Consider the following 11,524-nt stretch of genomic DNA (forward strand, 5'->3'; position numbering starts at 1 on the left):
TCTTTTTATTCTGAACGCGAAACTATACTCTCTTCGACCATCTTGTATTTATAGCGTTGATTGACCAAGCAAATACCAGCTACCATCACGATGCTGACCAAGAGGTAATTCAAGAGAGCACCCTGGTCTCCAATGATTGGTGGACGTCGTAAGAAGCCGTAATCCCCTCTGGTCAAGAGGTTGACCAAGAAAATCAAGGCATTCATGCCAAAGGTAATCTTAACAATTCGTAAGCTGTCTTGCTTTTCCGACTGATAAAAATCTTGCAGGTAAATCAAACTATTAGCAAACAAGGCCCAGTGACTAAAAATCAGATTTAGCACGGTAATATGGGGGAATGGGAAGGGGTCAAAGGCCGGATAAACCAAGGCCGCAATGGATCCTAGAACTCCCAACAAGGCAAAATATTGCTTGATATAGGTCCCTCTCGGTGCAAAGAGGATCGCAAGCATGGCCAAGCGACAATGATAAAAAGGCAAATTATCTGTCAGAGGCATGTGGGCTAGAATATACCAAGCATTGATGGTCAAGACTTGAATCAATTGTGCCCAGTACCAAAAGCGTTGGTAGCTTTTTGACTGAGCATATTTGATAGAAAAGTAGCCAACCACCAACAAGGAAGCTGGTAGGAAAAAATACCAGAGCCCAAATTCAGGCGGGGCTGATTTTTGGTTCGTAAACAATAAATCCCAAAGTGTCATGTTTATATCCCTTTAATTTATAGATCGTTTTTAATCACAATACAAATCTCGTTTCCCATCATAAACCTCCCAAAGGAAATTCAATTGTTCCTCTGTATTGCGCTTGGTAGAAAGAGCAGGCATTTTCTCTCTCTCAAAAAATGCAAGATCGGAAATTTCCTGATTCTGTTGAAAACTTCCATCCAGCAATTCACATTCAAATACCAATTTCACATATTGGCGGCTTTGCAATTGGTAGCGATTGGTATCAAATACTGCCAACAACCGATTGACACGTGCTACATAGCCCGTTTCTTCTTGGATTTCCTTTAAAATATTTTCTTTAGGAGAATAGCCAACCTCACCAAAACCACCCGGCAAAGCCCAGGTCTCTTCTCCCTGACCTTTCACCAGACAAAGTTTTCTATCTTTGACAATCCAAGCCCTAACATCAATTAAGGGGGTGTCATAATAGTTTGTCGGTCGAAACAAATCCGATAATTCTTGTGAATTCAGATCAGTCGTTTCTCTCACAAGATCCTGTAAAATTTCACGAATATCCTGGTAGCGTTCTTGATCAAATGGATCTTTTGAGAAGGCTAAGCCTGTATTGGTGATTGAAATCAAGCGCTGAATGTCCTTCAGTACATTATTACTTACCATTCTCCAATTCCTCTACCAATTTGCCCAAATTCATGGAATTGCTTCCCTTGATAAGGATTTGGTCTTGCTCTTTCAAGCTTTCCTTGACTTGTTTGACCATGTCCTCAAACTGATCTTCCTCAGCTGTCTTCTTGAAATAATAGACATGTCCGAGTGGGAACATCTGACTCGCTAACTGAGCCAATCCCGCAATGTCTTGACCATAGAAAATAACCGTATCCAAAACATCTGGCGAGAGGCTGAGAATCATTTGGTTGTGCAGATCTACCGATTGCTCCCCTAGTTCTTTCATATCTGCCAGGACGGCCAATTTTCGACCATTTGGATTGGCAGGAATAGTCGAGAAAGTTTCTAAGATTAGGCGCATGGCCGTCGGGTTGGCATTGTAGACATCGGATAAGATATCTGCTCCGTTACTTGCCTTCTTCCATTCTGTCCGGTTGCGTGTTAATTGCAAGGTTTCGAAACTATCACGAATCGCAGCTTCACTCACTCCTTCTTTCAAGGCAACATAAGCTGCAATCATGGCATTGGTCGCATTATATTTTCCTGTTACTGGAAGATCAATCGCTTCTTCTAAGAAATTAGCTCGGAAAGTTAAGCTATCCTTTCGCTCGATTAACTCAGTAATAAAAATCTCCTCGTCTGAACCAAAGCGGACCACTGTTTGCTTTTCAGGAAGGTAGGCATTCACGATCGGATCAGCTGGAACTACCATAAGACCACCTTCTGGCATCCCGTCCGCAATCTGGAGTTTTCCTTTTGCGATCTCACTTCGATCTTTAAAGAATTCCAAATGGGCTTCCCCAATCAAGGTGACAATAGCAGCTTTTGGATGTGCCAGTTCTGACAAGAGATGGATATCTCCTAGATGGTCTTGCCCCATTTCAAGGACGAGTTTGTCTGTCCCTTCTGGCATATGCAAAACCGTATAAGGAAGACCAATTTCGTTATTATAGTTTCCTTGTGTTTTATAGGTTAGGTAAGTAGTGGACAAAAGCTGTGCTAACATATCTTTTGTAGTGGTTTTACCATTTGACCCCGTCACTGCAAAAACATCTACTTTTGTCTTTTGAAGATAGGCTGCAGCAAGTGTTTGAAAAGCACTCAATACATCTTCCACCAAAATATAAGGGTGGCCTTCTACCACTTTCTCTGAAAAAGTGGCTACAGCTCCATTTTCAAAAGCAGTCTCGATAAAATCATGACCATCACGCGCTCCCTTTAAAGGAACAAACAGGTCTCCAGGCCCAATCAAACGGCTGTCAAATTCCGGCTTGACAAGGGCCACATCTTCAAATTGGCTGATATCATTTTTTGCATGTACTAGATGAGCAACTTCATGTAATGTGAGATTCATATCCGACTCCTCAGTTCTCCGTAGCGTCCTCAAAGATTTGGACGCTCCTATCAAATTCTTCTCATTATACCATATTCTAGACCACAAAAAAAGGGGCTGGGACAGAAGTCCTAGCCTCTTGATTGTTTTAGGATTGTCGAGCAAGACGCAGTGGTTGAGTGGGCTCTACTACGCTGATTTCATCAGCTTTTACAGCCCTACTCAACTGTGCGGAGGTGGGACGACGAAATCGAATTCTAACGAATTACCGATTTCTGTCCCACTCTCTCTTTTCTTACAACAAATGCGCCTCGTGTTTTTGGAAGACTTCTTTTCCAAGCTCTACTAACTTGGTGATCAAATCTGTATAGTTAAGTCCCATATTGTCCCAAAGCAAGGGATACATAGACCATTGGGTAAATCCTGGCATGGTATTGAGTTCGTTTAAGAAGATCTCTCCTTTATCGGTATAGAAGAAATCACAACGCGCTAAACCTAGACCACCGATCGCACGAAAGGCTTTTTCTGCGTTGGTCCGCATAGTTTTCACAACCTCAGGGTCCAATTGAGCTGGAATCGCCATGGTAATTTTGTTGTCGATGTATTTGGCATCATAATCATAGAAGGCCACATCTTTCACAACTTCACCTGGCAAGGTGCTCTTCACATCATAGTTTCCAAGCAGTCCAACTTCAATCTCACGCGCATTGACTCCTTGTTCTACTAAAACACGGCTATCGTATTTAAAGGCTAATTCAAGAGCAGCCCGAAGCTCTGTTTGGTTTTCAGATTTTGAAATCCCTACGCTAGAACCCATATTGGATGGTTTGGTAAAGACAGGATAAGAGAGATTGGCTTCAATTGTAGCAATTTTCTCCTCCAAGTCATCGCCTTCCACTACAGCTACATAAGGAACTTGTGGAATCCCTGCAGACTCCAAGACCCGTTTGGTCGTGATCTTGTCCATCGCAACACTGGAAGCTAGGATGCCACAGCCAACATAAGGCATCTTCAAGACTTCTAAGAAGCCTTGAATGGAACCATCTTCTCCCATTGGTCCATGAAGAACTGGAAAGACCACTGCTCCTTCCTTGTAAATCGCAGATGGTGCCACTTTTTTAGACCAGTCCACTGTATCATTGGTCATCAATTTCTCATCATCCGCTGGTTTCTCTTCAAAAGCTTGCGTCTGGATGAAGTCTCCTGACTGCGTAATAAAGTAGGTTTGAACCGAAAATGCTTGGTAATCAATCGCGCGCATCACGCTTTCTGCTGAAAGAACAGAAACTTCACGTTCTGCACTACGTCCACCATACAACAGGATTAAGTCTTGTTTACTCATATTTTCTCCCTAATTGTTCCCTTGATTTCTTACTTGATAGTATACCACAATGATAGCCCTTTCGAAAGAACTTCTCTTATAATTCTGTCCGATTTTCAATCGCGCGAAGCAAGGTCACTTCGTCCGCATACTCGATATCGGCTCCAACTGCGAGTCCCCGTGCCAAACGTGTCACTTTGATCCCTGCTGGCTTGAGCACGCGCGAGATATACATCGATGTCGCTTCCCCGTCTGCCGTCGCATTGGTCGCAACAATGACCTCTGTTACTGTTCCATCCATCAAGCGACTAATCAAACTCTTGAGATTGATATCATCGGGTCCCACGCCATTCATGGGCGAGATTAAGCCATGCAAGACATGGTAACGACCGTGGTATTCCTGAATATTCTCCATAGCAGATACATCCCGGCTATCTTCTACAACCAGAATGAGGGATGGATCCCGCGTTTCATCTCGACAAATCTCGCAGGTTTCTTCATCGGTTAAATTTCCACAAATACTGCAATACCCCAGCTCACGCTTGGCATTCAGTAAGTTCTTGGCAAATTCATTGACATCATCATCCGACATACCAATCGTGTAAAAAGCCAGACGAGTCGCTGTTTTGATCCCAATTCCTGGCAACTTCGAATAGCTGTCAATTAATTTTGCAATAGGTGCTGGATAAAGCATAATTTCCTTTCTAATTCATGGGGTGTTTCTGATTGTATAAATTAATAATGTCACGCGCAATGGAATGACTGACCGTCGCTTGTAGATTGGTATTATGTGGAAAAACCACTGCTACCGCAATCTTTGGATTGTTTGATGGTGCATAAGCCACCACATTGGTATTAATGGCTTGTTTGCCTCCATCGACTGTGGTTTCAGCTGTACCGGTCTTTGCACTAATGGGCACACTAGCACCTCGACCCACGGTCTTTCCTGTCGTTAACCCACTCGTACCATTTGCAACTTGGTAGAACCCTTGCTTGATCAAAGCCTTGTCCTCCGCTGAGATATGCACCTGATTGAGCTCTTTAGTTTCGATCGTTTTTTTCAACTGACCAAGGCCCCCTTGATCATTATTGTCATAGATACCTTCAACAACATGAGGACTCACCCTCTTCCCATCATTCGCAACTGTCGCCACATACTGGGCCAATTGCATCGGTGTATAGTTGTCAAACTGGCCAAAGGCATTAGTCAAATAATTGCCGACTGTATACTCTTTCGGGATAAAACCAGTCGATTCATTGGGAAGGTCAATCCCCGTTGTCGTTCCAAGACCATACTCTGCAAAAGTAGAACGGAGTTTTTTCATAGCAGGGTCTACTTGATCCACTTGTAAGGTCATGTTTGGAGTGTAGGGTTGCCCCATCATCTTAAGGGCAATTTGGACCATATAGGTATTAGAGGAGTATTCCAAAGCCTCCACCGCATTGATGGAACGACTACCGTATTGGGTAAACCAAGAATTGATAGGAGCTGATCCTGCAAAAACAATCGGCTGATCGGTCAGCACCTGATTCCCAGAAATGGCTCCATTTTCCCATCCCGAAGTCAAGGTCGCTCCTTTGACCACGGATCCTGGGACGAAGACGTTGGTCACTGTTCCCAAAGCATCTGCTGATAGATCTTGACTCCCTGCTTGGTGTTTAATCCCTGCCATAGCAAGAACTTTCCCTGTATCAGGCTCCAGTGCTACAGCATAGACACCTTCGGAGTAGGTCGCATTTCCAGCTTGTAACTCTGCGCTAAAGGCAGAGCGGAGAATATCCTCCACCCCTTTTTGGAAATCCAAATCAATCGAGAGCTTGAGGTTTTCTCCCTTAGCCCCTTTCGAAACGTCGACCACTTTTTCTATGTTGCCATTTTTATCCAGAAGAATTTCTTTTTCACTGCGTTTCCCTTGGAGAACCTCTTCATATTCCTTTTCGAGATAAGACGTTCCAACCCGGTCATTAAGGGCGTAACCTTTTTTGACATACTGGTCGACCTCTTCTGCTGGAAGCCCCGCCTGCTCGGTTGAGACATTCCCAATAATAGAGGCTAGAGGAGTATCCAAAACCTTGCGGTCCCAGCTAGTCGTGATGGCAATTCCCGGAAAATCTTGACTGTCAGCAGTGATGGTCGCAATCTGCTCAGCACCTAACGCTTTCGTCGTAATGATTCCCGTCGCAAAATTCTCCACAGCATTCATCTGGCTGTAAAGATAGATGATCTTTTTCTCATCATCAGTATAACCGAGTTTCGAAGGATCAATGCTGTCCACTGCCGCTTGATAGATTTTAGCTTCCGGCAGACGATTTCCATCTGTATCATATTTCTTTTTCTCAGGCAGATGTTCCACGACCTCTTGATAGACTTTGGTATTGGCTAGATAATAGTCTACTTCTTGCCGTTCGGTCACTTGAGGATCCTCTACATCAACGTACTGTAAGAGTTTCCCTGCAGTCTCTCGCATTTCTTGGGCTGTCATTTTACGATCCCGCGTAAATGTCAGAACCTGTTTCCCCACATTTTCCACCAAGGGCTTGCCAGAAGCATCATAGATTTGCCCTCGCACACTCCCTTGTTTGACCGTCTTTTTCGTAGCTTTTGCCAATTTATCCGTATAATAGGATTGGTGAGTGATCTGCATATAGCCAAGCCGAGCAATCAGAACTAAAAAAAGAAGGCAAATCAAACTAAACAGCAGATATAGCCTGCGTGTTATCGAATGATTCTCAAACTTCCGTATTTTTTTCTTCATGAAATTTTCTATCCTTCTTTTCTAATAAACACTTTCCTTTCATTTTACTATTTTTTCAAGAGTATCTCAAGAAAATGAAGAGGCCTTTCCTGGAATTTTACAAAGAAAAAAGATTGGACAGGCTCGCCCAATCTCTTCTACTAATAGGTCACCACGTTGATCTTTCCTTTGTCGTACTCGGCAATGAAAATATCCAAAACGTTGTCATAGCCTTCTTTTTCCAATTCAGCCAGCAGCCACTCTTCACTTTTTCCAATTGTTTCCAAAATTTCAAGCTGAACTACGCCATCCGTAATAATCGGGTATTTAGGATTCTCATCTCCCAAACGTACAATAATCAATTGACCATTTTGTTCAATAACAGCGCGCTTCACATCTTTTAATTGAAAAATCCCTTGTCCACGTAGTTTCAAGGCAACATCTGAAGCAGAAAGTCCTTTGGAACGACAAGCTTCCGGATCGAGTTTCCCATTTTTAATGATGACAGTAGGTTTTCCATCAATCAAATGCTTCATAAAACGAACATTGGTATTGAGCCATTTTAAGAGCAAGATCAAAATGGTCCACATCAAGAGAATCACAATGTATTGAAGAATGGTAATGGAGCTATTGTAAATAACCCCACCAATAATTCCCCCCAGAACAAAGTTCTGTATCTGGTCTACTGCAGAACTTGGTGCTAGATTGCCTTTCCCTGTCACATTGATCACAAATACCAAGGAAATCAAGCCGAGAGCTAATTTAATCAAAATGGCTAAAAAATCTACTGTCATTTGTTCACCTCCACAAGTTCCACGTCTGTTTTATACAGATCCATCTTTTCTAATAGGTAGCTATCTGGGTCAGATCCTGCGATAGCTCGGTAATAAACTGCTCCAACTTTCAGGATCGCCCCATCTGTGGCTGCCGAAGTATTGACATAGACCTTTTCTTTTTTGACATTCAACTCCTTTGAGATAACCTCAATAAAATGCAGAGAACGTTGGAATTGGTCATTATTACTTTGGCTATTTTGGAAATTGCTGATGCCGATCAAGACCACTGCAACCAGAGTCAAAATGGAAATAATGGATAATTCACGGAATTTGCTATCGTGCTTATCCCGATAAGCTTTCACCGCAAAAAAACTGGTCAGTAGAATGAGCAAACCAGAGATCCCAATGGTCACCCAATTTTGCTGACTAATCTGACTCAATACATAGTCATAAGAGTAAAATTTCATAATGAACTCCCTTTCTCCAAATGAATTCAAGCTATTATAATGGATTTCAGGAGAGAATTCAAGGCATTCTAATCAGAAAATCATTAAATTTTTGTTATAATAAAATTATCTATCATGTCAAGAAAAGGAAACACAATGAAACTCATTTCATGGAATATCGACTCGCTTAATGCTGCATTGACTAGTGATTCAGCACGCGCTAAACTTTCTCAAGAAGTCCTTCAAACCTTGGTCGCTGAGGATGCGGATATCATTGCCATTCAAGAAACCAAGTTATCCGCCAAAGGACCTACCAAAAAACACCTTGAAATCCTTGAGGAACTCTTCCCTGGCTACGAAAACACCTGGCGCTCTTCTCAAGAACCGGCTCGTAAAGGCTACGCTGGAACCATGTTCCTCTATAAAAAAGAGCTCACACCAGTTGTGACTTTCCCAGAAATCGGAGCTCCTTCGACCATGGACTTGGAAGGTCGGATCATTACACTAGAATTTGATCACTTTTTCGTGACTCAGGTCTACACACCAAACGCTGGTGATGGTCTCAAACGTTTGGAAGAACGTCAAGTCTGGGATGTCAAATATGCGAAATACTTGGCTGAACTAGACAAGCAAAAGCCTGTCCTTGCAACCGGTGACTACAACGTTGCTCACAAGGAAATCGACCTTGCTAACCCTGCCAGCAACCGTCGTTCACCAGGTTTCACAGACGAAGAACGCGAAGGATTTACAAATCTTTTGGCCAAAGGATTTACAGATACCTTCCGCCACCTCCACGGCGATGTGCCGGAGCGTTACACTTGGTGGGCGCAACGCAGCAAGACTTCAAAAATCAACAATACAGGCTGGAGAATCGACTATTGGCTCACAAGTAACCGTGTGACAGACAAAATTACCAAGTCAGATATGATCGACTCAGGCGCTCGTCAAGATCATACACCAATTGTATTAGAAATTGATTTGTAAGGATGTTCTTTATGAATTTCAATGCAGTGATTCCTGAGTTTATTGTATCGAATATAGAGCAGTCCCGTTCCTTCTACTGTGATTTACTGGGTTTTACCATCGAATACGGGCGACCAGAAGAGAACTTCCTTTTTCTTTCTCTCGAAGATTGCCAGCTAATGATAGAGGAGGGAACAAAGGAGGAGCTAGCTGAACTGACTTATCCATTTGGTCGTGGAGTCAATATCTCCTTTGGCATAAAAGATGTCCCTAGACTCTATCAAAAATTGCTAGAATCTAACTATCCTATTCATCGTCCATTGACCAAAAGAGAATTTCGTGTTGGTGAACAGTATATCTATCCTCATGAATTTTCAGTTTTAGATCCAGATGGCTATTTTTTAAGATTTAGTGAATAGAATAATCATCACCCGTCTATGAGCTATAACCAAAAATCTATTATTTGGGGTGCAGTTCAATAGCGGGTGATTTATTTATCTTTCATCTTAAAAAATGAGACAGACTGACTTTCGAGACATAAAAAAAAACGGAGCCTTCACATGACGGCTCCGACTTTTTTATCTTCATTGATAGACCAATGATTGATTTTTTTATTTTTTCTTCTCAATGTGATCTTTGAGATCTTCTTGAGCTTTTTTATTGGATTCTGCTTTTTTCTTCAACCATTCTTCTTTGGCCTTGTTAAAGTCTTTGGTTGTGACAACATCTTTGGACATTTCAAGGTATTTGTAGAATGTTCCTGTTCCTTTTGTACCAACCCATGAAGCAGCACGACTGTATGGTACGGTCCGTTGAAGCATTGGAGAACCACCATTTGAAACAGTTGGAAGCGTAATCGCACTATCCGTCAACCAAGCTTGTGCTGCTGCATATTTTTCGTAGCGTTTTGCTTGATCCAACAATTCAGCATCCGCATCTTTTAACATGTTGGCGTATTGGTCCAAACCAACTGCTGCAATGGCTGGGTTGTTTGTTCCCGCATCTATACCAAAATAGTATGAAACTGAACCATTGACTGGGCTGATACTTTCGAGATAAGTGGATGGATCTTGGTAGTCAGGGGCCCAACCACCGCCTGAGATATCGTAATCTCTCGCAGCTGCTGTATCACTGAAATAGGTGATATTTTGGAAATCATCATCCGAAACCTTTTGAAGGTCCACAACGACATTGTCTGCACCAAGCGCTGACTCTACAGATTGTTTGAAGGAGCTAGCTTGTTGGACCATGCTGTTGTCCACTTGGCTGACAATATAGTCCAAATGAATTGGGAATTGAACTCCTTGTTTTTGCAATTCAGCTTTAGCTTTCGCAAATGAAGCCTTGGCTTTTTCTGGGCTGTAAAGGCTTGTTTGACCATCGTCCAGATTCACACCCTTCCATTGGTCTCCATAGGTAACCAATTGTTTTTCAACGACTTTACCAAAATCTTCTCCATTGATTTGGACATAGGTTGGTGGCACCAAGGTACTACGAAGGGTATTTTCAGCCGCATCAGCCCCGGATACTTGTGCTGCATAAGATTTACGGTCAAATGCAAAGTTTACCGCTTGACGGAAATCCTTGTTCAGGATTGCTTTCTTGGTAGAAGCTTTTTGTTCATCCGTTGTTTTGGCAGTGTGGTCATACTTTTGACGGTCCAAGTTGAATCCAAGATAGTAGGATGTTCCTAATTGTAAACCGTAGACAATGTTGTCGCCAAAGTTTTTCTTAACGCTCTTGTAAGTCGAGCTGTTTGGCATAACAGATGCAAAGGAATATTGACCTTTTTCAAAGTTTTTAATGATAGAATCTGGGTTTGATCCATCGTTAAAGGTCAATTTGACATTATCGATATGAACATTTTTCGCATCGTAATAGTCTTTGTTCTTGACCAATTCAATCTCAGATTTTGAAGTCAATGATTTCAAGTAATATGGACCATTGTATAAGATGCTGCTAGGTTTCAAAGAACCAAAATCTTTTCCTTGAGATTTCAAGAAATCCGCATTGACTGGGAAAAGAACACCTGAGGTTGTTTTTGAGTTCCAGAAGCTTTCTGGACGGACCAAAGTATATTGGATGGTGTGGTCGTCTAAGGCTTTGACTCCAACTGTGTTAAAGTCTTTGGTTTCCCCTTTTACATAGGCATCCAAACCTTTGATCGAATTTTGAATCAAGAAGAGACCTTCTGATTTAGACTCAACCGCGTGTTTGATCCCTGTAACAAAGTCTTGAGCCGTTACAGCACCATATTCTTCTCCTTCACTCGTATACCATTTGGCATCCTTACGAAGTTTGTAAGTATAGGTTAATCCATCTTCAGAGACAGTCCAATCTTCTGCTAGACTTGGCACAAAGTTTCCGTATTGGTCGTTTTCAAGAAGACCATCTACAAGGTTACTTGTGACATCTGAAGTTGTTGTACGAGTTGCAGCGATGTAATCCAAGGTATTTGGATCCGCTGAATAGACGAATGAGTAGGTTGCTTGATTGCTACTACCACCACCACACGCTGCTAAGAGAAAGGCACCTGCAACAGAAACTCCTGCAAGAGCTAACAGTTTTTTTGCTTTCATCACTATCTCCTTATGTTAGATT

Annotated in this window: 11 protein-coding genes; 2 read left to right on the forward strand and 9 right to left on the reverse strand. The window is 42.3% G+C overall.

All coding sequences use genetic code 11. From position 1 onward, the window contains the following. Positions 1-5 precede the first annotated feature (5 nt). From PCY07_RS03115 to PCY07_RS03150, 8 genes are all read right to left on the reverse strand, one after another. On the reverse strand, positions 6-701 hold the full coding sequence (locus tag PCY07_RS03115) for a TIGR02206 family membrane protein (protein WP_301355253.1): 696 nt from the start codon (positions 699-701) through the stop codon (positions 6-8). A 30-nt stretch (positions 702-731) separates the two neighbouring features. Then, positions 732-1,343 (reverse strand): NUDIX hydrolase N-terminal domain-containing protein, encoded by a 612-nt coding sequence (locus PCY07_RS03120; RefSeq protein WP_003015213.1) that lies wholly within the window; start codon positions 1,341-1,343, stop codon positions 732-734. Further along, positions 1,333-2,703 carry a UDP-N-acetylmuramoyl-tripeptide--D-alanyl-D-alanine ligase gene (gene murF / locus PCY07_RS03125; RefSeq protein WP_301355252.1) on the reverse strand — a complete coding sequence of 457 codons (1,371 nt, stop codon included), beginning with the start codon at positions 2,701-2,703 and terminating at the stop codon, positions 1,333-1,335. The genes PCY07_RS03120 and murF overlap by 11 nt, the downstream gene beginning before the upstream one ends. Before the next feature lie 274 nt (positions 2,704-2,977). Beyond that, positions 2,978-4,024, reverse strand: coding sequence for a D-alanine--D-alanine ligase (locus PCY07_RS03130; protein ID WP_301355250.1), 1,047 nt, complete (start codon positions 4,022-4,024; stop codon positions 2,978-2,980). 76 nt (positions 4,025-4,100) lie between these two features. Then, positions 4,101-4,697 carry a recombination mediator RecR gene (gene recR, locus PCY07_RS03135; protein WP_003002450.1) on the reverse strand — a complete coding sequence of 199 codons (597 nt, stop codon included), beginning with the start codon at positions 4,695-4,697 and terminating at the stop codon, positions 4,101-4,103. Positions 4,698-4,707: 10 nt separating this feature from the next. Beyond that, a complete protein-coding gene (gene pbp2b / locus PCY07_RS03140; RefSeq protein ID WP_301355247.1) occupies positions 4,708-6,759 on the reverse strand; it encodes a penicillin-binding protein PBP2B in 2,052 nt (683 codons plus the stop codon). Between the two features lie 140 nt (positions 6,760-6,899). Further along, positions 6,900-7,532: a DUF421 domain-containing protein gene (locus PCY07_RS03145; protein ID WP_003014418.1), complete on the reverse strand. Its 633-nt coding sequence runs from the start codon at positions 7,530-7,532 to the stop codon at positions 6,900-6,902. After that, positions 7,529-7,981, reverse strand: coding sequence for a DUF3290 family protein (locus tag PCY07_RS03150; protein ID WP_003014412.1), 453 nt, complete (start codon positions 7,979-7,981; stop codon positions 7,529-7,531). Before PCY07_RS03150 ends, PCY07_RS03145 begins: the two co-directional genes overlap by 4 nt. Positions 7,982-8,116: 135 nt before the next feature. Between PCY07_RS03150 and PCY07_RS03155 the strand changes: the two genes are divergently transcribed. Both PCY07_RS03155 and PCY07_RS03160 read left to right on the forward strand, forming a co-directional pair. Continuing rightward, positions 8,117-8,944, forward strand: coding sequence for an exodeoxyribonuclease III (locus tag PCY07_RS03155; protein WP_049489062.1), 828 nt, complete (start codon positions 8,117-8,119; stop codon positions 8,942-8,944). Between the two features lie 11 nt (positions 8,945-8,955). Continuing rightward, positions 8,956-9,342, forward strand: coding sequence for a VOC family protein (locus tag PCY07_RS03160; protein ID WP_041826259.1), 387 nt, complete (start codon positions 8,956-8,958; stop codon positions 9,340-9,342). A 192-nt stretch (positions 9,343-9,534) separates the two neighbouring features. On the opposite strand, the gene PCY07_RS03165 is transcribed toward PCY07_RS03160, so the two are convergent. Continuing rightward, positions 9,535-11,502 carry a peptide ABC transporter substrate-binding protein gene (locus tag PCY07_RS03165; RefSeq protein ID WP_013903283.1) on the reverse strand — a complete coding sequence of 656 codons (1,968 nt, stop codon included), beginning with the start codon at positions 11,500-11,502 and terminating at the stop codon, positions 9,535-9,537. Positions 11,503-11,524: the final 22 nt, after the last annotated feature.

The organism is Streptococcus sp. SP1 (assembly GCF_030440005.1).
Classification (GTDB): domain Bacteria; phylum Bacillota; class Bacilli; order Lactobacillales; family Streptococcaceae; genus Streptococcus; species Streptococcus parasanguinis.